The sequence below is a fragment of the Patescibacteria group bacterium genome (assembly GCA_028716045.1).
Classification (GTDB): Bacteria; Patescibacteriota; Patescibacteriia; order JAQUQO01; family JAQUQO01; genus JAQUQO01.
Genome location: JAQUQO010000001.1, coordinates 630639 through 654284, shown reverse-complemented (window position 1 = coordinate 654284; position 23646 = coordinate 630639). Strand labels below are relative to the sequence as shown.

30 protein-coding genes, 4 tRNA genes and 1 other RNA gene are annotated in these 23646 nt (G+C 40.9%); 26 read left to right on the top strand and 9 right to left on the bottom strand.

Features of this window, described 5'->3' with window-relative positions:
• The first annotated feature begins 33 nt into the window (after positions 1 to 33).
• From PHG22_03290 to PHG22_03245, 10 genes are all read left to right on the top strand, one after another.
• Positions 34 to 474, top strand: a complete 441-nt coding sequence (locus tag PHG22_03290; protein ID MDD5490792.1) for a hypothetical protein — start codon at positions 34 to 36, stop codon at positions 472 to 474.
• Positions 475 to 608: 134 nt separating this feature from the next.
• Positions 609 to 683 (top strand) — tRNA-Arg (locus tag PHG22_03285).
• Positions 684 to 900: 217 nt separating this feature from the next.
• Positions 901 to 974: transfer RNA gene (locus tag PHG22_03280), tRNA-Val, on the top strand.
• A 24-nt stretch (positions 975 to 998) separates the two neighbouring features.
• A tRNA-Val gene (locus PHG22_03275) sits at positions 999 to 1064 on the top strand.
• A 19-nt stretch (positions 1065 to 1083) separates the two neighbouring features.
• Positions 1084 to 1938 (top strand): hypothetical protein, encoded by an 855-nt coding sequence (locus PHG22_03270; protein MDD5490791.1) that lies wholly within the window; start codon positions 1084 to 1086, stop codon positions 1936 to 1938.
• Between the two features lie 71 nt (positions 1939 to 2009).
• Positions 2010 to 2834: an undecaprenyl-diphosphate phosphatase gene (locus PHG22_03265; protein ID MDD5490790.1), complete on the top strand. Its 825-nt coding sequence runs from the start codon at positions 2010 to 2012 to the stop codon at positions 2832 to 2834.
• Positions 2819 to 3049 (top strand): hypothetical protein, encoded by a 231-nt coding sequence (locus PHG22_03260; GenBank protein ID MDD5490789.1) that lies wholly within the window; start codon positions 2819 to 2821, stop codon positions 3047 to 3049. Before PHG22_03265 ends, PHG22_03260 begins: the two co-directional genes overlap by 16 nt.
• 20 nt (positions 3050 to 3069) lie before the next feature.
• Positions 3070 to 3636, top strand: coding sequence for a methyltransferase domain-containing protein (locus PHG22_03255; GenBank protein ID MDD5490788.1), 567 nt, complete (start codon positions 3070 to 3072; stop codon positions 3634 to 3636).
• A gap of 1 nt (position 3637) precedes the next feature.
• The gene (locus PHG22_03250) at positions 3638 to 4051 is read left to right on the top strand and encodes a hypothetical protein (protein MDD5490787.1); all 414 of its coding nucleotides are present in this window, start codon (positions 3638 to 3640) and stop codon (positions 4049 to 4051) included.
• The gene (locus tag PHG22_03245) at positions 4051 to 4413 is read left to right on the top strand and encodes a YraN family protein (GenBank protein MDD5490786.1); all 363 of its coding nucleotides are present in this window, start codon (positions 4051 to 4053) and stop codon (positions 4411 to 4413) included. Before PHG22_03250 ends, PHG22_03245 begins: the two co-directional genes overlap by 1 nt.
• A gap of 17 nt (positions 4414 to 4430) precedes the next feature.
• On the opposite strand, the gene PHG22_03240 is transcribed toward PHG22_03245, so the two are convergent.
• Complete coding sequence (locus PHG22_03240; protein MDD5490785.1) at positions 4431 to 4943, bottom strand: hypothetical protein; 513 nt, start codon at positions 4941 to 4943, stop codon at positions 4431 to 4433.
• Positions 4944 to 5149: 206 nt separating this feature from the next.
• On the opposite strand from PHG22_03240, the gene nusA reads away from it, so the two are divergent.
• The 8 genes from nusA (at position 5150) to groL (ending at position 12749) form a co-directional block, all read left to right on the top strand.
• Entirely contained in the window at positions 5150 to 6463 is a 1314-nt protein-coding gene (gene nusA, locus PHG22_03235; GenBank protein ID MDD5490784.1) for a transcription termination factor NusA, read from the top strand.
• 12 nt (positions 6464 to 6475) lie between these two features.
• On the top strand, positions 6476 to 7216 hold the full coding sequence (locus tag PHG22_03230; protein MDD5490783.1) for a YidC/Oxa1 family membrane protein insertase: 741 nt from the start codon (positions 6476 to 6478) through the stop codon (positions 7214 to 7216).
• Positions 7217 to 7241: 25 nt separating this feature from the next.
• Positions 7242 to 7547 carry a hypothetical protein gene (locus tag PHG22_03225; GenBank protein ID MDD5490782.1) on the top strand — a complete coding sequence of 102 codons (306 nt, stop codon included), beginning with the start codon at positions 7242 to 7244 and terminating at the stop codon, positions 7545 to 7547.
• A 117-nt stretch (positions 7548 to 7664) separates the two neighbouring features.
• Positions 7665 to 8615, top strand: coding sequence for a hypothetical protein (locus tag PHG22_03220; protein MDD5490781.1), 951 nt, complete (start codon positions 7665 to 7667; stop codon positions 8613 to 8615).
• Positions 8608 to 10005 (top strand): O-antigen ligase family protein, encoded by a 1398-nt coding sequence (locus PHG22_03215; GenBank protein ID MDD5490780.1) that lies wholly within the window; start codon positions 8608 to 8610, stop codon positions 10003 to 10005. The genes PHG22_03220 and PHG22_03215 overlap by 8 nt, the downstream gene beginning before the upstream one ends.
• Positions 10006 to 10072: 67 nt before the next feature.
• Complete coding sequence (locus PHG22_03210; GenBank protein MDD5490779.1) at positions 10073 to 10447, top strand: hypothetical protein; 375 nt, start codon at positions 10073 to 10075, stop codon at positions 10445 to 10447.
• A gap of 240 nt (positions 10448 to 10687) precedes the next feature.
• Complete coding sequence (locus PHG22_03205) at positions 10688 to 10978, top strand: co-chaperone GroES (GenBank protein MDD5490778.1); 291 nt, start codon at positions 10688 to 10690, stop codon at positions 10976 to 10978.
• 106 nt (positions 10979 to 11084) lie between these two features.
• Positions 11085 to 12749 carry a chaperonin GroEL gene (gene groL, locus PHG22_03200; protein ID MDD5490777.1) on the top strand — a complete coding sequence of 555 codons (1665 nt, stop codon included), beginning with the start codon at positions 11085 to 11087 and terminating at the stop codon, positions 12747 to 12749.
• An 80-nt stretch (positions 12750 to 12829) separates the two neighbouring features.
• Here groL and PHG22_03195 read toward each other — a convergent pair whose 3' ends face one another.
• Positions 12830 to 13483: a slipin family protein gene (locus tag PHG22_03195; protein MDD5490776.1), complete on the bottom strand. Its 654-nt coding sequence runs from the start codon at positions 13481 to 13483 to the stop codon at positions 12830 to 12832.
• An 18-nt stretch (positions 13484 to 13501) separates the two neighbouring features.
• On the opposite strand from PHG22_03195, the gene PHG22_03190 reads away from it, so the two are divergent.
• The 7 genes from PHG22_03190 to PHG22_03160 all read left to right on the top strand — a co-directional run bounded on the left by PHG22_03190 (position 13502) and on the right by PHG22_03160 (position 19126).
• Complete coding sequence (locus PHG22_03190) at positions 13502 to 13957, top strand: hypothetical protein (GenBank protein MDD5490775.1); 456 nt, start codon at positions 13502 to 13504, stop codon at positions 13955 to 13957.
• Between the two features lie 119 nt (positions 13958 to 14076).
• Entirely contained in the window at positions 14077 to 14403 is a 327-nt protein-coding gene (locus PHG22_03185; protein ID MDD5490774.1) for a DUF4870 domain-containing protein, read from the top strand.
• A 9-nt stretch (positions 14404 to 14412) separates the two neighbouring features.
• Entirely contained in the window at positions 14413 to 15855 is a 1443-nt protein-coding gene (pyk, locus tag PHG22_03180; protein MDD5490773.1) for a pyruvate kinase, read from the top strand.
• A gap of 120 nt (positions 15856 to 15975) precedes the next feature.
• Positions 15976 to 16257 carry a hypothetical protein gene (locus PHG22_03175; protein MDD5490772.1) on the top strand — a complete coding sequence of 94 codons (282 nt, stop codon included), beginning with the start codon at positions 15976 to 15978 and terminating at the stop codon, positions 16255 to 16257.
• 90 nt (positions 16258 to 16347) lie between these two features.
• Positions 16348 to 16581, top strand: coding sequence for a hypothetical protein (locus PHG22_03170; GenBank protein MDD5490771.1), 234 nt, complete (start codon positions 16348 to 16350; stop codon positions 16579 to 16581).
• 18 nt (positions 16582 to 16599) lie between these two features.
• Positions 16600 to 18174 carry a 2,3-bisphosphoglycerate-independent phosphoglycerate mutase gene (gene gpmI / locus PHG22_03165; protein MDD5490770.1) on the top strand — a complete coding sequence of 525 codons (1575 nt, stop codon included), beginning with the start codon at positions 16600 to 16602 and terminating at the stop codon, positions 18172 to 18174.
• Between the two features lie 187 nt (positions 18175 to 18361).
• Positions 18362 to 19126 (top strand): hypothetical protein, encoded by a 765-nt coding sequence (locus tag PHG22_03160; GenBank protein ID MDD5490769.1) that lies wholly within the window; start codon positions 18362 to 18364, stop codon positions 19124 to 19126.
• Between the two features lie 79 nt (positions 19127 to 19205).
• Here the strand turns inward: PHG22_03160 and PHG22_03155 are convergent, their stop codons facing one another.
• On the bottom strand, positions 19206 to 20087 hold the full coding sequence (locus PHG22_03155; GenBank protein ID MDD5490768.1) for a DUF2090 domain-containing protein: 882 nt from the start codon (positions 20085 to 20087) through the stop codon (positions 19206 to 19208).
• A gap of 196 nt (positions 20088 to 20283) precedes the next feature.
• Positions 20284 to 20359, bottom strand: a tRNA-Asp gene (locus PHG22_03150).
• Positions 20360 to 20633: 274 nt separating this feature from the next.
• Between PHG22_03150 and PHG22_03145 the strand changes: the two genes are divergently transcribed.
• A complete protein-coding gene (locus tag PHG22_03145; protein ID MDD5490767.1) occupies positions 20634 to 21362 on the top strand; it encodes a hypothetical protein in 729 nt (242 codons plus the stop codon).
• Between the two features lie 52 nt (positions 21363 to 21414).
• Here PHG22_03145 and rplT read toward each other — a convergent pair whose 3' ends face one another.
• The 5 genes from rplT to ssrA all read right to left on the bottom strand — a co-directional run bounded on the left by rplT (position 21415) and on the right by ssrA (position 23621).
• Positions 21415 to 21759 (bottom strand): 50S ribosomal protein L20, encoded by a 345-nt coding sequence (gene rplT, locus PHG22_03140; GenBank protein ID MDD5490766.1) that lies wholly within the window; start codon positions 21757 to 21759, stop codon positions 21415 to 21417.
• 23 nt (positions 21760 to 21782) lie between these two features.
• On the bottom strand, positions 21783 to 21977 hold the full coding sequence (locus PHG22_03135; protein ID MDD5490765.1) for a 50S ribosomal protein L35: 195 nt from the start codon (positions 21975 to 21977) through the stop codon (positions 21783 to 21785).
• Between the two features lie 53 nt (positions 21978 to 22030).
• Positions 22031 to 22588: a translation initiation factor IF-3 gene (gene infC, locus PHG22_03130; protein ID MDD5490764.1), complete on the bottom strand. Its 558-nt coding sequence runs from the start codon at positions 22586 to 22588 to the stop codon at positions 22031 to 22033.
• Between the two features lie 44 nt (positions 22589 to 22632).
• A complete protein-coding gene (locus PHG22_03125; protein ID MDD5490763.1) occupies positions 22633 to 23220 on the bottom strand; it encodes a PsbP-related protein in 588 nt (195 codons plus the stop codon).
• Between the two features lie 17 nt (positions 23221 to 23237).
• Positions 23238 to 23621, bottom strand: a transfer-messenger RNA (tmRNA) gene (ssrA, locus tag PHG22_03120).
• Positions 23622 to 23646: the final 25 nt, after the last annotated feature.

The following is a 23646-nucleotide window of genomic DNA, read 5'->3' as shown; positions in this document are numbered from 1 at the left end:
TTTATTTTTAAATTTAAAACAAGAGAGGTAGACATGTCCTTTGAAACAAAAGAGATAGAAAAAATTTTTGACGGCATAGTATCTTCTTGGGTGGTCACTATCATTTCTCTTCCACTTATCTTACCGCTTTTAGCCCTGTGTTATTTAACGGAGGGGGTAATTATGTGCATCAGAAACGCTGGGCCCATAATGCGGAGAATAGTGGGCGTAGACCATATAGATAGGGCCGAGGCTTGTAAAAAAGTGTGGCAGTATCATTCTCGAGCATATGTTTTTTTGATTGCGGGTTTTTTTGGGGGTCCTCTTTTATCGGGATGTGCTATCCTATTTTTCGGGGCGAGGGTAGACATAATTACCTTCATAGCCTCTTCTATCATAGGATTTTTGGGTTCCATCTTTTTTACTATAAAAAGGGATTTACTTTGCAGCCGCTTCCCCGGTTTAGAGAATCCGTCAAGGTGGGGGTTCAGGTAATACCACTTTTTTCTATTAATTTTTTATCACAAACACACAAGATTTGACCTCGTAATTTTAATTGCGAGGTTTTTTATTTCCCTTGAAAAAAAATCAATAATTGTTTACTATTAACCCATATCTCTATAGTTTTCGCCCTCATAGTTCAACGGATAGAACACGAGCTTCCGGAGCTTGTGATGTGGGTTCGATTCCTACTGGGGGCACCAGACAGGAAAAATTAGAATTTAAAAATTAAAGTGATTTTTTATAATAATTATTAAATCCCCTTTCCCTTTGTAAAAGGGAGAATAAAAGAGGGATTTAAGGTTAAATCCCTTGCCCCGAGAGTCCTAGGGAGAGGAAGAGGACGACTAGCTCAGTTGGTTACTTGCCCGCCGCCATACTTAATTATTTAAGTTTGTTATTAAGGTTAAACAAATTTCAGGGTTCATAGCTCAGTTGGTTAGAGCGCTTCGTTTACACCGAAGAGGTCAGAGGTTCGACTCCTCTTGAACCCACCGGCAATGAAAGGGCAAGGTAGGCGATGGCAGGCGGGGAGCGTCTCGTTTACACCGAGAAGGTCATAGGTTCGAATCCTATGTCGTCCACTAGAATTAAATTTTTAATATGAATCAAACTATCGCGATTAAAAATCCAATGGCGTTAAATGAAATAAGAAAGGCAATAGTCGCCGGCGGACATAAAAATTTACATGTTTTATCAGATTTTGACAGAACTTTGCTCAAGGCCTTTGTGGGCGGCAAGAAAGTTCCGTCATTAGTGTCTATTTTGCGTAATGGCGGATATTTAACTCCGGATTACGCGGAGAAAGCCCACGCTCTTTTTAATAAATATCACGCCATTGAGATTGACCCCGCTATTCCTCACGAAGTCAAAAAACAAGCCATGGAAGAATGGTGGCGAACGCATTTTAAGTTAATTGTAGAATCGAGGTTAAATAAACGCGATATAGAGAGAGCCATGGAATCTCCGGAATTAGAACTCCGCGGCCAGGCCTTGGCATTTTTTGATTTTTTACATCACTATAATATTCCTCTGGTTATTATGTCCGCCAGCGGCCTTGGCGGTGACGGCATTGAAATTTATTTAAAAAAATACGGCAAGCTCTACGACAATATCTATATCATTTCCAATTCATTTATTTGGGATGAAAAAGGCCAAGTCGTGAGTGTGAAAGAACCCATTATTCATACGCTTAATAAAGATAAGACAGCTATTCAGGATTTTCCGGAAGCTTATGCGGCCGTTAAAAACAGAAAAAACGTTATCTTGCTGGGAGATAGCGCCGATGACATCGGCATGATAGAAGGTTTTGATTATAAAAATTTATTTAGAATAGGATTTTTAAATGAGAACATAGGGGAGAATTTGGAATTATACAAAAACGTCTTTGACGCGGTGCTTTTAAACGACGCGCCGATGGATTATGTAAATGAATTTTTAGAGGAAATAGTCGCATGATAAATTTCGGCATTTGGGAGCGGGTGCTGAACCCGCTTTTTTGTTTGAGTAATTTTTGATATCATTAAAGTATGACAATTTTAGCATATTTTTTAATCAGGGGTGTTATTTTTGGGGTCATTCAGGGGATTACGGAGTTTTTGCCGATTTCCTCCTCCGGCCATTTGGTGATTTTAGAAAATATTTTTGGTTTCCCCGCCGCGACTCTCGGGGCTTTTGATATTTTTTTACATTTAGGCACGTTGGTCGCCTTGGTTTTTTATTTTAGAAAAGAAATTGTCCAAATGTTTAAAGAATTGGTAAACTGGCGGGAATGGAAAAATTCCTTACTTTTAAAATTATTTTTAGCTTCCGTCCCCGCGGGCGTGGTCGGTATTTTATTTAAAGATTGGATAGAAAACAATATCCGCGAGACATTTGTCGTGGGAGTATTATTTGTCGCTACGGGATTTTTATTCCTGGCGGCGGAAAGATGGCCGAAGCAGAAAAATATCAAGACAATCCGTTTTAAAGATATTTTAGCGATGGGGTTGTTCCAAGTCGCGGGAATTTTGCCCGGAATTTCCCGCAGCGGTTCGGTTATCTGCGGCGGCTTATTTTCCGGCGTGGAGCGTTCCGTTGCTGCGCGCTTTTCTTTTTTGATGGCCCTGCCGGCGATTTTCGGCGCCGCCGTTTTTCAATTAACTGACTTGCTAAATGACCAGAGTTTAAGATATGATATTTTTAGTATTTGGCCTTTTTATGCGGCCGGATTTTTAGCTTCACTTATCAGCTCACTTTGGGCCGTCCGCGCGGTGTTGCGATTTTTTGCCCGGTGTAGGTTAAATATCTTTGCCTATTATTTGCTGGTTATCGGAGCTTTAATGATTATTTGGAAATTATGGTTTATCTCATAACTTTAATCGGTGTGATTATCGGCGCTTTGCTGGTTTTGAAAAGCGAATGGCTGCTTCAGAATTTTGGCCGGATTGACTGGGCGGAAATAAAACTCGGCGCCGAAGGCGGCACAAGATTGTTTTGGAAACTTATCGGCTTGGCGATTATCCTCCTCTCGCTTCTTTATATGACCGGCACGGTGCAGGATATTTTGGTTTGGATTTTTGTCAGGTAGTTTATTATTAATTCAAACATATGATAGACATAAAAACAGTTACTGGCGGCAGCGCTTTGCTTGATTCCCGCCAGGTATTAAACAAAGCTGGCATCGCGCAGGGTAAGAAGGTGGCGGATTTCGGTTGCGGCACGGCCGGACATTTTGTCATTCCGGCGGCGCATTTAGTCGGCAAAGAAGGAGTGGCCTATGCCGTGGATATTCTTAAATCCGCTTTGGAAGGGGTATCCAGCCGCGCCAAATTAGAGGGCCTCACAAACGTGGAAACGGTTTGGTCCGACCTGGAAGTTTACGGCGCGACCAAAATTCCCGATAAAAGTTTGGATATCGGGCTGATTATCAATAATTTATTTCAATCGCAAAAAAAAGAAGAATTTCTAAGAGAGGCCGCCAGAATGATTAAGCCCGAGGGCAATCTTCTGATTGTTGATTGGAAAATGACGCAAATACCTTCTTTCGGACCGCCGGTGGAATTTAGAGTACCCGCCGAAGAAGTGAAAAAACTGGCTGTTAAGTTGGGGCTTCAGTTGACAGAAGAGTTCGCCGCCGGTAAATTTCATTTTGCTTTAGTATTTAAGAAAAAATAGTATGAATTTATCGAATTTACTTAATTATGAGATTTGGTTTAACACTCACCCCGGGCCGCTTTTAAAAAGTTCTTTAATCGCCCTAGTGGTGATATTTTTAGTTTTTATGGCCGGCTCGGTAATAATTAAAAAGTTTTCCGATTTCCGGTGGGCCGGCCGTATTAAAAAAATTATCTGGAGAAAGATTTCTAACATGCTCGGCTGGCTGGGCATTTTAGGGCTCGTTTATTTATTTTTCGCTTATGAAGGCGTGCCGGTTTTAGGAATGCGCTTGTGGTTTTTACTCTGGCTTATCGGACTTATCGTTTGGCTTATTTTTATTATCCGCTACGCGGTGGTAAAAATTCCGCTTAAAGAAAAAGAACAGGCGGAGCGGGAACATTTTGAAAAATATCTGCCGAAGAAGAAAAAATAATGTCCAACAAAGATTTAGGAAATTGGGGAGAGGATTTGGCGGTTAAATTTCTGGAAGAAAAGAAATATAAAATTTTGGCGCGTAATTACCGCAACCGCTGGGGGGAGATAGATATTATCGCTTCCAAGAGAGACGGCTTCTTTGGCAAAGAAAAAATTTTCTTTGTAGAAGTTAAAACTCGCGCCAGCAATAATTATGGCTGGCCGGAAGAAGCGGTGAACGAGGAGAAAAGAAAAAAGATTGAGTATTTGGCTGATTGTTATTTAAAAGAAAATAATTTGGAAGGCGAATTCCGATTTGACGTCATTAGCATCTTGCGGATAGGAAACAACACGGAGATAAAACATTTGGAAGATATTTAAATAAAAAAGGACAGTTTTTAGCTGTCCTTTTTGCTGGCTATTTTTTCTGCTTTTACATCGCCCCTCCATTTACGCAATCGCTTTGAAGCTTCTCGCCCGAAAAAGATGGTTCCTACCCATCCAAGGATGGTTAGAATTTCTTCCGGCATAATCAGCATCTCATTGGTCGCAAATTGCCCGATGAGCATTATGAAGGCAGTTAAGATCCAAATTCCTATAAAGAATTCTCCCGGTTTGAGTTTTGCTTCGCCAGTTGACGAAGTCCAGCCGACGAGTTCTTTATTGCTTGTGTATAGTATAAGTAGGGAGTAGTAGATTACAAGCATGTTTGGTGGTATCTTACTGAAATCGGGGGCAAAGTAAACAATGTAACACATTGTCAGCAGAGCGAAAGCCCAGAGGGTATTTAGCCAAAATAACCAGTTATCCGCGTTCCAGAAGCTTTGTTTTATTGCTTCCCACAGTTCTTTTATTTTGGAACGCTTTCCTTCTGTGTGGCAACATTTTTTGTTTTTTTCTTCTTCTTCCATTTTGCCACCTCCCTTTCTTTCTAAAAGAAGCCGGTTTTGTTATTGTTTTCAACGTTCTTTTTAACCCTATATTATAGTACAAACGGGATATTTTGTCAAGTTTTTGGCACTGGCGGGTTTGCCAATTTTTTACTCCTGTGCTATACTCTTTTTAGAGACTAGTTCCTGTGCGTGGACTAGTTTTTTAAAAAATTAAGGCAAAATTTATGAGTTCGCCAATATACAGCGCTATCAAACAAATTTCCGACGAAAAAGGCATCCCCATGGAAGCGGTGATTGAAACCATTGAATCGGCTCTGGCCGCCGCTTATCGCAAGGACTTCGGAAACAGGTTGCAGAATATAAAAGTGGAATTTGACGCCAAAACCGGCGGCATCAAGGTTTTTGATGTTAAAGAGGTGGTGGAAAATCCGCCGGAGGAAGAATTAATTGAAGAGATAAGCGAGGAAGAAGTGAAAGAAACAACTAAGGAAATCGCCGCTCCGGCAGAAGGAGAAGAGAAGGAAGAGATTAAAAGATTTAATCCCAAAACACAGATAGGCATTGATGAGGCCAAAAAAATTAAAAAAGGAATAAAAATCGGCGAGGAGTTGGTAATGGATTTAGAAGTTCCGGGCGAGTTTGGCCGTATGGCCGCGCAGACCGCCAAGCAGGTTATCACTCAAAAATTAAGAGAAGTGGAGCGTCAGACGGTTTTTGACGAATTCAAGTCCAAAGAGAATACCATTATCACCGGCACTGTTCAAAGAAGAGAGGGTAAAATCGTGCTAGTTGATTTAGGGAGAACAACTGCCGTGATGTTGCCGGATGGTCAGATTCAGAGCGAACGCTATTTCCCCGGTTCCCGTTTTAAATTCTATGTCAGTTCCGTGGCTATGACTACCAAGGGTCCGGAGATTTTAATTTCGCGCGCTCATCCGGAAATCGTCAAAAAAATGTTTGAGATAGAGATTCCGGAAGTTGACAATGGTTCCATAGAAATTAAAGCCATTGCCCGCGAAGCCGGTTCTCGCACCAAGATAGCGGTGGCGTCCAAAGATGAAAATATTGACCCCATTGGTTCCTGTGTCGGCCAGCGCGGGACAAGAATTCAGACTATTATTTCCGAACTCGGCGGGGAGAAAATTGATATTATTGAATGGGACGAGGATATTAAAAAATTCATTTCCAACGCGCTTTCCCCGGCGAAAATTATCTCCGTGGAAATTAACGAAGCCAATAAAACCGCGGTAGTGATGGTAAAGTCCGACCAATTATCCTTGGCTATCGGCCGGGGCGGGCAGAATGTGCGGTTAGCCGCCAAATTGACCGGCTTTAAACTTGATATTGCCGAAGCCAAAGAAGACGGAACAGTGGAAAAAATAGAATCCGAAGGAGGACTAAAGCCGGAGGAAAATAAAACCCCAGCTGAAGTTTTAGAAAAAGAGAGCGTAGAACAACCCGCCAAAGCCGAGGATAAAAAAGAAAAAAAGGAAGTGAAGAAGAAAAAGAAAACCACTAAGTCCAAGAGTAAAAAATAAAAAAGGGAAATTATGATGGCGTTATACAATACCATATTATATCAACCGTTATTTAATCTGCTGGTATTTTTTTACAATATTATCCCCGGCCACGATGTGGGCTTGGCGATTATCGCTCTGACCATCGTCATTAAATTAATTTTATTTCCCTTTTCTTTGCAGTCCATTAAATCGCAGAAATCCCTGCAGTCCTTACAGCCGAAGATTGAAGAGTTAAAGAAAAAATATAAAGACCAAAAGGACAAAATGGCGCAGGCCATGATGGAACTTTATAAACAAGAAAAAGTTAATCCTTTTTCCTCTTGTTTGCCGTTGCTTATCCAATTGCCGTTTTTATTGGCGGTTTATCAGGTTTTTAGAAGCGGACTTGCTTCCAATAATTTTAATTTGCTTTATTCGTTCGTGGCTAATCCGGAACATATTAACACTATTTCTTTTGGTTTTATCAATTTAGCCCAGTCCAACATTTATTTGGCCGTACTGGCTGGGTTGGCGCAGTTTTGGCAAACCAAAATGATGATGGCTAAGCGTCCGCCCGCCGCGGTCCGCAAGGAAGCCGGGGCGAAAGACGAGGATATGTCAGCCATCATGAATAAACAGATGACTTATTTTATGCCGATTTTTACGGTTTTTATCGGCGCCAGTTTGCCGGCGGGCCTCACTCTCTATTGGTTTATAACCACCCTGCTCACGGCTCTGCAGCAGTTATATTTTTTGAAAAATGACGACAAAAACACAGCAGAAACCGTTTAATATTTTTTGATATTTTATGCGTCCGATGAATCACAAAGATTTATTTAAACTCGCGGTAGAGACCAAATCCGGAATTTTTTTGGGCAAGATAGCGGGTTTAGAGGTTGATACGGATTCGCAGAGCGTCATTAATTATTTCGTGAAAGACATTTCTATTTTACGGGGACGGATTAAACGCCGTTTGGTTATTAGCCGTAATCAGGTTATTTCTTTTTCTCAAAACAAAATGATTGTTGATGATGCGGCGTTGAAAGAAGCGGATGAGAAATATCCCACCAAGGCGCCAGAAGCGGTTATTGAAAGACCGAATATTATCCAAAGTAAAAATTAGTATGCCCAGTAGTACAACCTTGAACAATATTTTAAAACTACGGGCGAAAGACAGTCTTTATCTAAAAGATTTAGAGATTATTTATTTACTAATTAATTTAAAGTTGTACTACTAGGTATGCAGAATAAGATAGACGATGCAACAAAGTCTATTTTAATTCCTCTTGTTTATTTTGATATTTTTGATTACCCCTTAACTTTAATGGAAGTTTGGGAGTTTTCTTTTGGACAGGGGATTTCTTTAAACCAAACCGAGGAGGCATTGTCCCGATTAAAAGAAAAAGGAATTTTGGAATCCCGTGAGGGATTTTTTTATTTAGCCAATCGGGCGGGGAATGTTTCCCGGCGGCGGGAGCGCTATCTTATAGCCGAGCGTAAATTTAAAAAAGCCAAAAAATTTTCCCGCTGGCTGCGGTTCGCGCCGGGCGTGCGCGGCGTGGCTGTCTGCAACACTTTGGCTTACAGCAATTCACCGGAGGAGAGTGATATTGATTTTTTTATCATCGCGGCGGCGGGTAAGATTTGGTCAGCGCGATTTTGGTCAGTTATTCTTTCCAAGTTTTTTGGCGGACGCCCGCGGGCGGGCAAAACTCGCGACACGCTTTGTTTGAGTTTTTTCGCCACGGCCGATAACCTTAATTTGGAGACGATTACCTCGCCGCTTTTGAAGAATAAATGGTTCGGAGACATCTATTTGATTTATTGGCTTAATAAAATCTCGCCGCTTTATCAAGAAGATAAAGTTTTTGAAAAGTTTTTTCAGGATAACGGCTGGTTGCGCGAGTATTTACCCAATGGTATTTTTTTAGAGAATAATCCGCGCCGCGCTTTACCGCCGACCGGGCGATGGCTCAAAAATATAGTTGAGTTTTTTGGAGGCAATAAGATTTTAGAGCCGATTTTTAGAAAGTATCAATTCAAAATAATGCCCAATCGGCTTAAGGAAATTTCCGGCGCCCAAGATACGCGGGTAATCATCAGCAATAAGATGTTAAAATTTCACAGCGATGACCGGCGCGCGGAATTTGCCTTGAAATTTGAGAAAATTTTTTCTCGGTTTTATGAATAAAGTTTTAGAAAAAATAATAGAATGGGGACTTTACCTTTTTGCCTTTTTATTGCCTTGGCAGACGCGTTGGATTTGGCGCGTCGGCGAACTCAATGGCAATTTTTGGGAATACGGCTCAATGAGCTTGTACGCCACGGATATACTCCTCGGTTTTTTGCTGTTGGCGGGGCTGATTCTTTGGTTTCAAAAGTTCCACCGGCCGGAGTATAAATTTAATTTAAATGTTTTTTGGTGGCTGGTGGCTTTTTTCGCGCTGGCCATTTTTATTTCTATTTTTTGGGCCAAAGACCGCAATTTAGCGATTTATGGCTGGGCAAAAGTGTCGGAGGGTATTGGCCTTTTATGGTTAGTGGCGCGATTTCCCATAAAAATGAGATTCATCAGTCTGGCTCTCGTGGGCGCGGCCGTTATTCAGAGCTTGCTTGGCATTCATCAGTTTTTATTGCAGGGAGTTTTCGGCAACAAGTGGCTGGGCATGGCCGTGCATTATCCTTGGCAGCTTGGGGATTTTGTGGTGGAAAGCGTCACGGGCAGATTTTTGCGGGCTTACGGCAGTTTGCCGCATCCTAACATTCTAGCCGGATTTTTAGTGGTATCCCTCGTGATTTTGACCGGGCTCTTACTTTACAAAAGAGACCAGATTTTAAAAAGCGGCCAAGGCAACACCTATTTTCGCCTCATAGCGTTTTGCGTGATACTTTTTGGATTATTTTTTAGTTTTTCCCGCGGCGGTTGGACGGTGCTGGCCAGTTCTTTTTTGTTTTTACTCATCGCCGAAGCCATTTCCGTTAAATTAACCAAACACCATTGGCGCATTTTTAAATTAGTATTATTATCCGGGCTGGTCTTTGCCTTGCTTTCCGGAATTTATTCGGATTTAGTGAAAACAAGAATTTTTGGTGGCACGCGGCTGGAAATTTTATCCAACGAGGAAAGGATTGAGTATGTTGATGAAGCGGGTAAGCTTATTCAGAATCATTTTTTGACTGGCGTAGGAATTAATAATTATACTTTGGCGATTTACAGAGAAATAGATTCGGCGCGGCAATCCTGGGATTATCAGCCGGTACACAATTTGTATATTTTGATAATGGCGGAACTCGGAATTTTAGGAGCGGTATCTTTCGGGCTGTTGCTTCTTTATATTTTTTGGACGGTATTTTTAAATTGGCGGTTGATTTGTCAAAGCTATTGGGCGATTGTTTATTCCATTGCTTTATGGACATTGCTTAAAGTCAGTTTTTTTGACCACTATGTTTGGACGCTCCATTTTGGCATAATGCTTTGGTGGTTGATTTTAGGTCTTTGGTACCGGAGCGCCAAAAAAATCATCAATGAAAAGAGAAAAATTTTAAAACCCGCCGGCCGAGATATTTCCGATTTAGTTTAGGTATTGACAACTTTATTTTAATTTGTTATCCTTAAAATAATCCACAAACAATTTAAAGGAGGTTTAGATGAACCAGCGGATCGACCGGGAGATTGCGGAAGTCAGCAGTTTTTTTAAGGATTCTCAAGCAGCCGAGAAGACCTTGCAAAAACACTTGGTCAATGACAAGGTGGTCTTGGCCAGCGGGGAAACGGTTCCGTTTCAAAAATTCTATGAAGAGCAAAAAAAGCTCTTTGAAAGGAGGAAGAGGGCAAGGGTTTCTAATGCTGTTCTCGAGGCCGCCCTGGATGATACTTCCACGCCCTTATTTATCGGCGGATTAAATTTAAGGAAGCCGATGCTTTCCGAAATGGATGGTGATCCGGAAAATTTTTCCGGCACCGTGGAGCAAGCAGAAAGTTCTTTATTTGGGAAGGAAGCTGATTGGCGAAATTATTGCTAATCAATTTTTATCTACAACCGTTCCGATATTATTTCGGAGCGGTTTTTTTTATTGAACAAACCGTCGGGGATTTAAAGGGGTAATATGGGTATTGACAAGCCCGCCGATATCTTATAGAATGTATGAACCGGTTATAAATTAGCACTCCTATTGGCAGAGTGCCAAAAGATACACCATAATAGTTTAAAATAAATAATTTGCCTATCTCGCCGTGGTGAGGGGGCAAGGGAGTTAAAAAATATGAAGTTAAAACCATTAAATGACCACTTAATCGTTAAACCTCTAAACGAGGAGGAGACCACCAAGAGCGGGATTGTTTTGCCAGACACCGTGGAAAAGGAAAAACCGGAAAAGGGCGAGATTATCGCTGTCGGCCCCGGTAAATTATTGGATAACGGCAACCGCGCGCCGCTACAGGTTAAAGTTGGTGATAAGGTAATGTTTAAGAAGTATTCTCCGGACGAAGTGAAAATTGAGAAAGAAACTTTTTTAATTCTCGCTGAAAGCGATATTTTAGCGGTAATAGAATAATGATTGCGAATGTTAAATGAATTAAAAGCGAACAAGAAGCGAATTTAAAATTAATAAAAAATATATCTTTACTAAATTTAGTAGTTAAAAATAATTTAAAATATCTATGGCTAAGCAAATTTTATTTAATGAGAAAGCAAGAATGGCCCTCAAGAGAGGCGTGGACAAACTTGCTGATACCGTAAAAGTGACCTTGGGTCCTAAGGGACGTAACGTTGTTATTGATAGAGGTTTTGGTACCCCAACTATTACAAAGGACGGCGTGACTGTGGCTAAAGAAATAGAACTAGAGGATAAATTTGAGAATTTAGGGGCAGAACTTATTAGAGAGGTTGCTTCCAAAACTAATGATGTTGCCGGCGATGGCACTACTACAGCTACAATTTTAGCGCAGGCCATGATTGCTGAAGGTTTAAAGTTTGTTGCAGCTGGTGTCGGACCGGTAGAAATCAGGAATGGTATTGAAAGCAAAGTTAAAGCTATTATTGAAGAGCTTAAAAAACACAAAAGTGACATTTCCTCTAAAGAAGAAAAAGCTCAGGTCGCTGCCATTTCGGCCAACGATAAACAAATCGGCGAACTTATTGCCGAAGCCATGGAAGAAGTCGGTGAAAACGGCGTTATTACCGTTGAAGAGGGCCAGTCCTTTGGCGTGGAGAAAGAAATTACCAAAGGCATGCAATTTGATAAAGGGTATGTTTCTCCTTATATGATTACCAATACCGAGAAAATGACCGCTGAATTTGAAGACCCGTATATTTTAATTACCGACAAAAAAATTTCTTCTTTGCAAGAGATTCTGCCCTTGCTGGAAAAGTTGGCTCATATGGGCAAAAAGAATTTAGTAATTATCGCCGATGATATTGAGGGCGAGGCCTTGGCTACTTTTGTAGTCAACAAATTGCGTGGCACTTTTAACGTTTTAGCTGTTAAAGCCCCGGGATTTGGCGATAGGCGCAAGGCCACGCTAGAAGATATTGCCGTGGTGACCGGCGGAAAAGTAATTGCTGAAGAAGTTGGTTTGAAACTTGATAAAGCAGAAGTTGCCGATTTGGGGCAAGCGAGGAAAGTTATTTCTTCCAAAGAAGACACGATTATTATTGAAGGCATTGGTGAAAAATCGGCTATTGACGGACGCGTTGAACTTATCAAAAAAGAATTAGCTAATACTGACAGCGATTTTGATAAAGGAAAATTACAAGAGCGTTTAGCAAAACTTGCCGGCGGTGTTGCTGTCCTTAAAGTTGGCGCTGCTACCGAGACCGAAATGAAAGAAAAAAAGGCCCGCATAGAAGATGCTTTGAATGCAACTAGGGCGGCGATTGAAGAGGGCGTTGTTCCCGGAGGAGGGATAGCTTTAGCAGTAGCAGCCAATGTTCTTGCTCAATTAGCTGGAGCAAAAGGTCCTAAAAGTGATGTTCAAGGTATTATGGCAGCAGAACAGATTGTAAATAAAGCTGTTTTGGAACCCATAAAACAAATTGCTCATAACGCAGGTAAAGACGGTTCCCTAATATTATTTAATATTATAAATGAACAGATAAAAAACAAAAATAATAATATTGGATATGACGCCAGAAATGATAGTTTTCCAGATATGGTAAGCGCGGGGATTATTGATCCGACAAAGGTAGTTCGTTCAGCTTTAGAAAATGCCGCGTCAGCCGCTATGATGTTCCTCACCACCGAAGCCGTGGTCACTGATTTGCCGAAGAAAGAAGGCGAGCATGACCATATGGGCGGCATGGGCGGAGGAATGGGGATGATGTAAAATTAGGAATCTAGAATTTAGAATAAAAAAAATAGGCGAGGTCGTGCGACCTCGCCTATTTTTATTTTAATCGGAGAAAACTATTCTTTTTTACCCATTTTTTCAAAAGCCCTTAAAATTTCCAGCGGCACGGCAAAGACCACGGTATTGGATTGGTCAGAGCTGATGTCGTTAATGGATTGGAGCGTGCGCAAATGCAGGGCGCCATTGGCGGAAGAAAGTATATTGGCGGCCTTGGACATATTTTCAGCGGCAAGAACTTCTCCTTCGGCCTTGATGATGACCGCGCGTTTTTCGCGCTCGGCCTCGGCCTGTTTGGCGATGGTGCGTTTCATGTCTTCCGGCAGCAAAATATCTTTTAGCTCCACGTTATCAACTTTGATTCCCCAAGGGTCGGAGGCCATATCAACAATTTCCTTGATTCGCTGGGAGATTTTTTCTCTTTGCGACAATAGTTCGTCAAGGTCAACTTCACCCACCACATTTCTCATGGTGGTTTGCGCCAATTGCGATACGGCGTAGTAAAAATTTTCCACTTCAATAATGGCTTTGGCGGCATCGGAGACCTTGTAATAAATAACGGCGTTGATTTGGCAGGAAACATTGTCTTTAGTAATAGCTTCCTGATTGGGCACATCCACGGCTTTAACGCGCATATCAACTTTCTTCATCTGCTGAAAAATCGGAATCACGATGCGCCAGCCGGGATTTTCCGTCCGCTGGTATCTGCCCATAAGGAATTTAACTCCCCGTTGGTATTGGTTGATTTGGCGCAGGGAAACGAGGATGATAAAGACGATAATGGCAATAATCCACAAAAATACATCCATAAAATTGATTTATTAATTAGCCACTTTATTATAAGGGAATTGGCGAGCGCTGGCAAGCCGCAGGATGTTGACGTTGATTTATCAAAGGGATATACTAAAAATAGAAAAATAGTTCATTTTAACCCAAATATAGGAGGAACTAAGATGGCGGGAAAATTAACCGATGCGGAGGTAGAAGAAAGGTTTAAAAAAATTAAAGGCTGTGCTTGCAATACTAATTCCGAAGATATTCTTAAACCCCTTTCTATCGAAACAAAAAGAGAGATGGTGGAATCGTATGGAAAATGGCAAAAAAACCTGCAAGAGGGAAATTCTTCTGATGACACCAATTCTCCAGAATTCCAAAAGTGGCTAAATAGCTATGAAGAAGAGGGGTAAAGTCGTTTCTTTCGTTAACTAAAATTACCTTACCCTTAACCACGGGTTATTTCTAATCCGTGGTTTTTTATTTTTAAATATGATATAATTTAAAAAATAGATAAATAATAACAAAATTTATGGATAATCAGCCAATTAACAAAGACATTGAAGACAATAAGGTATTAGCCGCCATCGGCTATATTTGGATTTTATTTTTGATTCCGCTTTTAGCCAAAAAAGACAGCCCGTTTTGCCAATTTCACGGCAAGCAAGGTATGGTGCTTTTTGTGGCTTGGGTTTTTTTAGTGATGGTGGGCTGGATTCCTTTTTTGGGCTGGCTTATCGCGATTTTCGGCAGTTTTATTTTAGTTATCTTCTCTCTTGTTGGCCTGATTAAAGCTTTAACCGGCGAATCTTGGGAATTGCCGTTTCTTGGCCAATACGCCAAAAAAATCAATTTATAATTAATAAATATGAAGCGCACCAAGATTGTCTGCACCATCGGTCCGGCCTCGGAAAAAATACAAATTCTGGAAAAAATGGTCAAAGCGGGGATGAACGTCGCGCGTTTGAATTTTTCCCACGGCACTTATAAAAATCACGCCCAGCTTATTAAAAATATCCGGACAGTGGCCAAAAAATTAAATCAGCCGATTGCCACACTCCAGGATTTACAGGGCCCGAAAATCCGCGTGGGCGGATTGCCTAAAAAGGGCGTAATCTTGAGAAGGGGCTCAAAAGTGGTTTTGACGACCAATCTAAATTCAGCTAATTTAAAAAATAAAATTCCGGTTGATTACAAATTACTTCATCGGGACGTCCGTCCCGGAACGACATTACTTTTAGATGACGGCCTCTTAGAATTGAAAGTGTTAAAAGTCAGCGGGCAGGACATCTTTTGCGAAGTCATTGTCGGCGGCACTTTAATTTCTCACAAAGGAATTAATTTGCCCAACGCCAGTTTATCAATTCCGGCGATTACTAAAAAAGACGCCGCCGACGCTCGGTTCGGCGTGAAGACGGGCGTGGATTTTATTGCCTTGTCTTTTGTCAAAACTGCCAAGGATATTTTCGCCCTGCGCCGTTTGATAGAAAAATATGAAAAGGAATTAAAAATAAAAAATCAGCCGCCGCTTAAAATAGTGGTAAAAATAGAAAAACACGAGGCGATTAGAAATATAAATGAAATAATCGCCGCGGCTGACGCGGTAATGATAGCGCGCGGCGATTTAGGAATTGAAACGCCGGCCGAGGACGTGCCCTTGCTCCAAAAAATGATTATCAAAAAATGTTTGCAGGCCGCCAAGCCCGTGATTGTCGCCACCCAGATGCTGGATTCCATGATGCGCAATCCGCGGCCGACTCGCGCCGAAGTGTCGGACGTGGCTAACGCCGTTATCGACCACACTGATGCCATTATGCTTTCCGGCGAATCGGCGATGGGCAAATATCCGGTGGAAGCGGTACGGATGATGTCTAAAATAGCCGGTGAAACCGAGGACTCGCAGTATGATGATTTGTTGGAATATGAATCAAAAGGAAAAGAAGATAATACGGTAAGTGAAGCTCTAAGCAACGTTGCCGCGATTTTATCGCACACCTTGGATATTAAATTAATTTTAGCCGCGTCGCTGACCGGCAATACCGCGCGGCTTTTGGCGCGCCATCGTTCTGAACTTCCGATTTTTGTCGCCACAAATTCCGAGAGGGTAATGAGGCAACTGAATTTATCTTATAGCGTAATTCCTTTTGTCTTACCAAAATGCCGCAGTTTAGAAGAATTCACGGTTAAAGCCATTGGATATTTGAAAAAGAATCGCCAGATGAAAAAGGGAGATAAGATTATGATTTTAAGCGGCGAGCACATGGGCATTTCGGGAAACGTTAATTTAATAGGCATTAAAACTATTCAATAGCCGATTTTGAAGGGATTTTAATGGTTTTCAGTAATAATAATTGACATATTTTAGGGTTTGTAGTAGGATGTTTTTTGTGTCTCTTGAAAAATGTTTTAACCAAAAACGGAGGTAAAACGAATGACAGTAGAACTTGAGCGCTCGCCGGAGAGTAAGGGCAAGAAGAAAAAAGCGGGAAAGAAAGAAATTTCCGAGGCAACAAAAATTCGCCAAATGAAGGAAGAGATTCAGGAAAAAATCAAGGGGCCTTGTATGTTAGCTCCCGATGGAGCCGGCCAGTGGTGGCTTATTATCTCGCCACCTCGGGCAAAAGGGCTAGGACTTAAAAGAAATAAGTTTAAGCTCGAAAAACCCCTTGACGCTCTCCAAACGCTCATCAATGACTGGCCGAAAACTAATTAATTCGGCTTTAAAGCCCCAAGCAACTGCTTGGGGCTTTTTCTTTTGGTCAAAATTCAGGTATAATTAAAGAAAGACAAATAAATATCACTTATGCCAAAATTAGAGCAAAAATCAATTGAGCAATATTTTAAAGAACATAACATCAAAGACCCTGATTTAAAAATGAAGATTTTGCCGGCGGTGACCAATATTATCTATGACCGCAATATGTTGGTGGTAAATTATGAAAAAGAAGCGGATGATTATAAGAAGAAACAAATTGTAACTGATTTGGAAGAGACCGACAAAAAGATAGGGGATATTTTTTCCAAGTTTAAAAAATAATTTTATATATATATGGGTTTGAAGTTTAAGCCGGCGGTTCTCATGATTTTGGACGGATTTGGCATTGCTCCGCCTGATAAAACCAACGCCGTTTGGTCGGCCCAGACGCCCTTTTTAGATAAGTTGATTAAAAATTATCCCACCATGCTGCTTGAGGCTGCGGGCCTTAATGTGGGCTTGCCTTGGGGAGAAGTGGGCAATTCTGAAGTGGGCCATGTTAATATCGGTTCCGGGGCATTGCTTTACCAAAGTTTGCCGCGCATTGACAAATCCATTGAATCCGGAGATTTTTTCAAAGAGCCCAATTTAATGAAAGCGGTGGAGAAAGTTAAAAAGCACGATTCCAAACTCCATCTTTTGGGGTTAATCGGCAACGGCGGCGTCCACGCTCACCAAAGGCATCTTTACGCACTTCTGGATTTTTGTAAAAAAAATAAATTGAAAGGCAAAGTGTTTATCCATGCTTTTTTGGATGGCCGCGACAGCGCCAAAGATTCTGGCAAAGGATTTATGAAGGAAATTTTAGGCCAGGCCAAAAAAGTCAAAGCCGAAGTGGCTTCTGTTTCCGGCCGCTTTTACGCTATGGATAGAAACAGCAATTGGGATAGAATTGAAAAGGCCTACCGGGCCATTGCTTTGGGCGAAGCCGAGAAAAAAATCAACGACCCCCTTAAAGCCATTGAAGAGTCCTATAAAAATGAAGTTTTTGATGAGGAATTTGTTCCGGTTGTTATCACCGACCGTAAAGATAATCCTTTGGCGACCATTGATAAAAATGACGCGGTAATATTTTTTAACTACCGCGCCGACCGCGCCCGCCAATTAACCGAAACGTTTGTGGAGCCGGAATTTAAAGAATTTGAAAAAGAATTTTTGAAAGGCCTGACCTTTGTTACCTTTGTGGAATATAAAAAGGGTTTGCCCGTGGAAGTCGTTTTTCTGCCGCAAATTATCAAAAATCCTTTGGCTAAGATTTTCAGCGACCATAAGTTAAAGCAGCTGCACATTGCCGAAACCGAAAAGTATGCCCACGTTACTTTTTTCCTCAATGGCCTGCAAGAAGAGAAATTTGCCGGCGAAGAAAGAATTTTGATTCCTTCTCCGGCAGTAACGAATTATGACACCCAGCCAGAGATGTCCGCCGTGGAAGTGACCGATAATCTCGTTAAAGCCATCAAAGCAGATAAATATGATTTTATCGCGATTAATTATGCTAATCCGGATATGGTCGGCCATACCGGCAATTTAGCGGCAACGATTAAAGCCATAGAAACGGTGGACAAATGCGTTGAACGGGTGGTGAGTGAAGCGGTGGGTAGGGGAGGAATAGTGTTTATTGTCGGCGACCATGGTAATGCCGAGGAATTGGTTAATTTACAAACCCAAAAGCCGGATAAGGAACATAGCGTCTATCCTGTGCCGTTTATCACCGTCAGCAGTAAACACGAAGGGAAAATAATTTTACCGGCGGAAAGCAAAGACCTTTCGGTCAATTCTCCGATTGGTGTTCTTTCCGATGTGGCGCCGACTCTGCTTTCCCAAATCGGCTTGCCCTTGGCCAAAGAAATGACAGGCACAAATTTGTTGGAGTAGATTATATTGAAAATTATATTTTATCGCAGTAGAGACGGGGCATTGCCGCGTCTCTACTTTTATATTAATAAATATACCATTGGGCTTGACATATTTTAGAGTTTGTGTTATAGTTGCTAACTAACTAGTTTGAATAGTTATAGCACTTTTTAATAATAATAATCAATTAAACATAGGAGGAAACAAAATGAAACGGTTTGATGTGAAAAAGGCAGAGAGATTGAGCCAAAAGACCGGGATACCTCTCGCTGAAATTAAGAAAGTGCTTGGTATTGAAGAAATTACTACCGTTGAAGAAGCCCGAGAAGCTTACTACAGAGTTTCCAACGACAGCGAAGCACAAAAAGCCTTGGCCAAGTGGAACGAGCTTTCGTTAAAAAAGGTTGAAGAAATTACTACCGTTGAAGAAGCCCGAAAAGCTTATTACGACAGAGCTCCCAACGACAGCGAAGCAGGAAAGAAAGCCCTGGTTAAGTGGAATAAGCTTTCGTTAAAAGAGGTTAAAGATGCTGCTACTGTTGAAGAAGCCCGAGAAGCTTACTGCAGAGCTCTCGCCAACAGCGAAGCACAAAAGAAAGCCCGGGTCAAGTGGAACGAGCTTTCGTTAAAAGAGGTTAAAGATGCTGCTACTGTTGAAGAAGCCCGAGAAGCTTACTGCAGAGCTCTCGCCAACAGCGAAGCACAAAAGAAAGCCCGGGTCAAGTGGAACAAGTTTTCGTTAAAAAAGGTTGAAGAAATTACTACCGTTGAAGAAGCCCGAGAAGCTTACTGCAGAGCTCCCAACGACAGCGAAGCAGGAAAGAAAGCCCTGGTTAAGTGGAATAAGCTTTCGTTAAAAGAGGTTAAAGATGCTGCTACCGCTGAAGGAGCCCAAACAGCTTATGACCGCGCTCCCGAAGGCAGCGGAGCCCAGAAGAAAGCGATTAAAAAAATGTACGAATTATTTGAATAGTCATTTTCGTAAAAACAAAAATCCCCGAAATAGTCGGGGATTTTTTAATAGAGTTGATTTAGAAAAAATTAGAATAAATTTATGAGTATTTTTCCCATAACTTAATTAATTCTCCAAAGTTATGGGCGATTAAAGAAATAGCTCTAACTTTTTTAATCTTACCGTCGCGATATTCTTTCAGTGGTTTAAAAAATACCGTGCGACCAACCGCAAAGCCGAGGTTTGTTTTAAACGGAGCGGCGATTTTTAACCAGCGATTAACTTTCGCCGAACTTTCCCCGCGGCCGAGAACGATTATTTTAGAATTTGGTTTGATAGTTTGGATTATTTTCGGCCAGTCGGATTTTTTTTCCATCGCTTCCAATTTCCAGATTTCCGGCGAGATTCCGTTTTGATAAAATTCCCCGATGGTTTTGACGATTAATCGCGGGCGGATTTTAGCGTCAAAAGATTTTTTATATTTAGTTTGTTCATTTTTTGTCGGGACAATAAGGAGCTCTATGATAAGCGGCAGTTTTATTTTTTTACAGAACGAATGTAGGGCTTTAAGTTTTTTTCTTTGCTCCGCGTTGATTTTTTTATTAGCCGGATTATAGCGCACCAGCGCCTTGGCAAAAGTCGGTTTGATTTTTTTGAGGTGTTTTTTGAAATTTGAGCCGTATTCAAAATCAAAAATTTCCTGTCCGCTTTTTTCCGTGGCTAGGGCGAAATTGATTTTTTTCTTCCGGCATTCGGCGATGATTTTTCCGCCGAATTCTTCATCAATAAGTATGCCCAAATTTTTTTTATTTGGATATTCTTGGTAAATTTTTTTAAAACCGTCAAAGACGATTTCTTTGTAATCCGCCACCAATTTTTTTTCTTTTTTGTTGAGCGGTTTTTTTAGGCCAAGCAGAGAACTATAAAAAGAGGAACGATGGTCAAACGGCAGAATATATAGCGGTTGATTTAAGTTAATCATAGAAAAATTGTTGTTGACTTTATTATAACAAGATTGGGATAAATAAAAAACCCCCGAAAATATCGGGGAATTTTTTATCTGTATCTTCGGCTATTCTTTTTTAATTTCGGCAGTTTAGCCCCAATGCTAGGATTTTTCTTCTTTCGGCTTTTGCCCATAAGTTGTTAGTTATCAGTTGTTAGTTGTTGGTTGTTTTTGGCGGACCCGAAGGGATTCGAACCCTCGATCTTCTCCGTGACAGGGAGACATGTTAACCGCTACACCACGGGTCCAAGAATGGGCTATTAATTCTCAACTTTTCATTTCTTGAACCCTCTATCTTCTCGGTGTTCCCGAGCACTCGGGATTAACCGCGACCCCGTCACGGCGGGGCAGGCACCACGGGTCCAAGATTAATCTTAAGATTGCCAGTATAATTTTGACGATTTCTCTTATTATATAATATAAAGGAAATCTTGACAAGGGTAAAATTTTGTGCTAAAATAAAACGATAGAGTTTTTTGACAATTAAATTAACAAAAACAAGCTAAAAGGAGGGCTTCTAAGATGGCAAAGAAAGAAGAAGTCAGCATTGAAGCCGTCCTAGCGGCTTTAGAAAAAGAGTTCGGGGAGAAAATGGAAAAACTGCTTATCTATTTTTGTAAATGGGAGGAGCGGTTAAAAAAATTGGAGCAGAATCTAGAAGATAAAGAGAAAAAATTGTATGATGAACAGCTGAAGTTTGAGGAAGAAAAGGAAGAATTTGAAAAAGAGAAAGCGACAGCTAATTTTTTTTCGGAAAACGTAAGACCAGTCTCTTCTCTAAACCAAATACCCGATGAGTTGTTGTTGTCTGGCAGTCAACTCCCTCCTTCTAATCCTGACTCAATTCCAAAGACAACCGTTTGTGAGAATCTTAAAGAAGTAAAGCCGAGCACGTCAAAGCAATATATGATTGCGGTAAAAGCCAGTGAGCCCGAATATTTTTTTAAAGTTTATCAGTGGGTCTGGAACAAAAAAGAAGAGATGGAAAAGGAAAACAAAAGATTTTACCCCATAATGATAGACGATGCCATTAGTGAACTCCAAAGCAAGATAGATAAGACCCAGGGGGACATTGAAACTCTCGGCATATGGACAGTTGAAGAAAAGACCGAGGAAGTTTTTAAAGCTACTTTTAAAATGCGCGCCATGCAAGTGGCATTGGCTGACATAAGGTCGGCCTTCAAGAATGGCACTCTGCCGCTGGATAAAAAACTATCTCTAAAAGAAGTTTCTGCCGTAGTTAAAAAATAAAACTGCTCACCGATAACATCGGAGAGCAGTTTTTTATTTTCTAACTGATTTTTTATTTTACTCCAGCCACTATTTTTTTGAATACTTCGGGATCGTTGTTTGCCAAATCGGCTAAAATCTTGCGGTCCAGCCCTACCCCCCTTTTCTTCAACGCTCCCATTAATTTGGAGTAAGACAATCCTGATTCGCGAGCCGTGGCGTTGAGTTGAACCTGCCATAAAGAGCGAGCCGCTCTTTTTTTGTTGCGGCGGTCGCGGTAAGCGTAAGCGCCGGCTTTTAAAACGGCGGTCGTCGCCAGCTTAATTTTGCTTTTTCGCCCCCATTTATAACCCTTAGCTTTTTTCAGCAAATTTTTTCTTCTTTTAAGATGAGCTTTTCCTCTTTTTACTCTGGACATATTTTTAGAATATCAAAAAATAATTATGAATAAGGCAGTAATTTTCTTACGGTTTTGGTCAGGGGAGCGGAAGCCGACACGTCACTTCTTTTATTGCGCGTGGTTTTGCCGGTTTCCCGCGCGTTAAAATGGTCTTGGCCGCAGGCGCGCTTGATGACTTTTTTATTCTTGGTTACGCGGAATCTCTTAGAAATTGCTTTCGGGGTTTTTTGTTTCATATTTTTAATAAATAAAAAAATAACGGTAGGTTATTGATAGTGCTTATTATAGCTTATTTGTTTTTTTTGTCAACTATGGCCGTCACTTGGTTGCCTAAACGTTTCGGTGGTTGTTCAAGTTTGATTTCTATCTGTTTGGAAAGTTCGTTTAGAAATTTTTGTATTGTTTCTATGGCCACATCGGCATGCTGTCTTTCTCGGCCGCGAAGAATTATTTCTATTTTTAATTTATCTCCTCTTTCTAAAAAATTTTTACCCTGAATCATACGGATTTCCAGATCGTGGCTGCCGATACGGGAAGAAAGACGGATACCCTTTATCTCCGTGGGTTTGGACGCCTGTTTTTGTTTTTTAAATTCTTTCTCTTTCTGGTATTTAAATTTGCCGAAGTCCGTTATTTTTACCGTCGGCGGCACGCTGGACGGATTGATATTAATGAGGTCCGATTCTTTTTCTTTAGCCAAAGCCAAGGCCTTGGCAAGCGGCATTACTCCCAAGTGCCTCGCCGTGTCATCTATAACCCTAACTTCCGGCGCGTGTATTTGCTCGTTAAGTTCGTAATTTAATTCTGCTTTTTGAATAACTTTTGGTTTTCGTCTGATTCTGCGCATGTTATTTTTAGCGATTATTTTTTAGTAATTAGTTGGCTAAACGCTTAAGATAGGGATAGAGTAGAAATAATTTGTTGAATTATATCTTTTTCTTTTTGATTTAGGTCTTCATTTACATTCATGTGTATAATTTCCACAATATAACCATCCAGGGGGATTAAGTAATAATCAGATGATAACATCCCCGGCACATCGGGAACATAAATTACGTTTCTTCCGTCAACATCGATATTTATATAACCGCTTTGTGGAGATAGGAGATACGATTTATAGCCCTCGATTTTTCCCATGGGAGTATTATCTGGGTTATCAGAAAATCTTATTTGAATGGGGTCAAATCTGTTTGCTGAAAAATCTTTGACGGGGTCTCCGGTTAAGGGGGGACATATTTCCACGAAGAATGAATGAAAATTCGGATTATATTCCTCTTCTTTTATTTCCCAGTTATTAGGGTAGTAAAATTTAAATTTTTCGTTTTTAGTAATGTATAAATTTGAAACTTGGCCAATCTCAGTCGCTGCCTGATTTTCAGTTTTAGACCACAAAACACTCTCCAAAATTATTAATATTGAAATAATAATTAAAGCAGATAGTATCAATATAACTAGCAGTGTGATTTTTTTACAATTCATATTTAATATTTAAGTCGAAGTGGAGATGGCGGGAATTGAACCCGCGTCTAGAAAGTGTTTTTAAAACGATGCTACAAGCTTAGTGCGAGTTTGTGTTTAAAGGATAGAGTAAAAACCCGACAAAATCCCCATCCTCGAGCTTAATCAGATTGTCGGCCGTTCTCCATAAGCAAGAGAAGAGCTTATCTTCTAATTATGACACCGGTATCCGCCCCAGAAGAGTCAGGCGGACCGATGGGTGGTTGACTTAAGCAACCGCCATAGCGAGTCGCGGCGCTAAAGCGCTTTTGACCCTAGCCAAAAAGTTGGCATTTATGTTTTTTGTTTCGTTGATTAACGAGGGCAAAACTCCCTCGGCTTGCACGTTTTAAAAAGAACTTCTATCGATGCCGATCATCCCCGTGTTTTTAGTAAAGACAGAGGCTT

Excerpts from the sequence above, each read along its gene's own strand:
- PHG22_03135 (MDD5490765.1), bottom strand. The coding sequence starts at position 21,977 with ATGAAACAAAAAACCCCGAAAGCAATTTCTAAGAGATTCCGCGTAACC.
- infC (MDD5490764.1), bottom strand. The coding sequence starts at position 22,588 with ATGCGCAGAATCAGACGAAAACCAAAAGTTATTCAAAAAGCAGAATTA.
- groL (MDD5490777.1), top strand. The coding sequence starts at position 11,085 with ATGGCTAAGCAAATTTTATTTAATGAGAAAGCAAGAATGGCCCTCAAG.
- rplT (MDD5490766.1), bottom strand. The coding sequence starts at position 21,759 with ATGTCCAGAGTAAAAAGAGGAAAAGCTCATCTTAAAAGAAGAAAAAAT.
- PHG22_03220 (MDD5490781.1), top strand. The coding sequence starts at position 7,665 with ATGCAGAATAAGATAGACGATGCAACAAAGTCTATTTTAATTCCTCTT.
- PHG22_03265 (MDD5490790.1), top strand. The coding sequence starts at position 2,010 with ATGACAATTTTAGCATATTTTTTAATCAGGGGTGTTATTTTTGGGGTC.
- PHG22_03125 (MDD5490763.1), bottom strand. The coding sequence starts at position 23,220 with ATGAATTGTAAAAAAATCACACTGCTAGTTATATTGATACTATCTGCT.
- PHG22_03160 (MDD5490769.1), top strand. The coding sequence starts at position 18,362 with ATGAAACGGTTTGATGTGAAAAAGGCAGAGAGATTGAGCCAAAAGACC.
- PHG22_03245 (MDD5490786.1), top strand. The coding sequence starts at position 4,051 with ATGTCCAACAAAGATTTAGGAAATTGGGGAGAGGATTTGGCGGTTAAA.
- PHG22_03255 (MDD5490788.1), top strand. The coding sequence starts at position 3,070 with ATGATAGACATAAAAACAGTTACTGGCGGCAGCGCTTTGCTTGATTCC.
- nusA (MDD5490784.1), top strand. The coding sequence starts at position 5,150 with ATGAGTTCGCCAATATACAGCGCTATCAAACAAATTTCCGACGAAAAA.
- PHG22_03260 (MDD5490789.1), top strand. The coding sequence starts at position 2,819 with ATGGTTTATCTCATAACTTTAATCGGTGTGATTATCGGCGCTTTGCTG.
- PHG22_03250 (MDD5490787.1), top strand. The coding sequence starts at position 3,638 with ATGAATTTATCGAATTTACTTAATTATGAGATTTGGTTTAACACTCAC.
- PHG22_03270 (MDD5490791.1), top strand. The coding sequence starts at position 1,084 with ATGAATCAAACTATCGCGATTAAAAATCCAATGGCGTTAAATGAAATA.
- PHG22_03170 (MDD5490771.1), top strand. The coding sequence starts at position 16,348 with ATGCCAAAATTAGAGCAAAAATCAATTGAGCAATATTTTAAAGAACAT.
- PHG22_03145 (MDD5490767.1), top strand. The coding sequence starts at position 20,634 with ATGGCAAAGAAAGAAGAAGTCAGCATTGAAGCCGTCCTAGCGGCTTTA.
- PHG22_03155 (MDD5490768.1), bottom strand. The coding sequence starts at position 20,087 with ATGATTAACTTAAATCAACCGCTATATATTCTGCCGTTTGACCATCGT.
- pyk (MDD5490773.1), top strand. The coding sequence starts at position 14,413 with ATGAAGCGCACCAAGATTGTCTGCACCATCGGTCCGGCCTCGGAAAAA.
- PHG22_03210 (MDD5490779.1), top strand. The coding sequence starts at position 10,073 with ATGAACCAGCGGATCGACCGGGAGATTGCGGAAGTCAGCAGTTTTTTT.
- PHG22_03225 (MDD5490782.1), top strand. The coding sequence starts at position 7,242 with ATGAATCACAAAGATTTATTTAAACTCGCGGTAGAGACCAAATCCGGA.
- PHG22_03195 (MDD5490776.1), bottom strand. The coding sequence starts at position 13,483 with ATGGGCAGATACCAGCGGACGGAAAATCCCGGCTGGCGCATCGTGATT.
- PHG22_03230 (MDD5490783.1), top strand. The coding sequence starts at position 6,476 with ATGATGGCGTTATACAATACCATATTATATCAACCGTTATTTAATCTG.
- PHG22_03175 (MDD5490772.1), top strand. The coding sequence starts at position 15,976 with ATGACAGTAGAACTTGAGCGCTCGCCGGAGAGTAAGGGCAAGAAGAAA.
- PHG22_03205 (MDD5490778.1), top strand. The coding sequence starts at position 10,688 with ATGAAGTTAAAACCATTAAATGACCACTTAATCGTTAAACCTCTAAAC.
- PHG22_03185 (MDD5490774.1), top strand. The coding sequence starts at position 14,077 with ATGGATAATCAGCCAATTAACAAAGACATTGAAGACAATAAGGTATTA.
- PHG22_03240 (MDD5490785.1), bottom strand. The coding sequence starts at position 4,943 with ATGGAAGAAGAAGAAAAAAACAAAAAATGTTGCCACACAGAAGGAAAG.
- PHG22_03215 (MDD5490780.1), top strand. The coding sequence starts at position 8,608 with ATGAATAAAGTTTTAGAAAAAATAATAGAATGGGGACTTTACCTTTTT.
- PHG22_03290 (MDD5490792.1), top strand. The coding sequence starts at position 34 with ATGTCCTTTGAAACAAAAGAGATAGAAAAAATTTTTGACGGCATAGTA.